This is a genomic window from Seonamhaeicola marinus (assembly GCF_008085455.1).
The window spans coordinates 1-259 of sequence record NZ_VSDQ01000696.1; the positions used below are offsets into that span (position 1 = coordinate 1).

The following is a 259-nucleotide window of genomic DNA, read 5'->3' on the forward strand; positions in this document are numbered from 1 at the left end:
AGTAGGAATGGTGGTTATGGTTTTATCAAAATTTTGAACTTTAACAGTTGCTAGTGTAATTTCAATAACATCACCATCGGCTCCAAACTTTTCAAATGTTACCCAATCGCCAATTCTAACCATATCATTAATTGATACTTGAATACTGGCAACAAAGCCTAAAATAGTGTCTTTAAAAACTAAAATTATAACTGCTGAAATAGCACCAAGACCGGTTAAGAATTTTAAAAACGGAATACCAGTAATAATGGCAATAGCC

1 protein-coding gene is annotated in these 259 nt (G+C 32.4%); it reads right to left on the reverse strand.

What is annotated here, in order from left to right; genetic code table 11:
* The coding region (locus FUA24_RS17190; RefSeq protein ID WP_148544319.1) for a mechanosensitive ion channel domain-containing protein at positions 1-259 on the reverse strand (259 nt) is incomplete at both ends.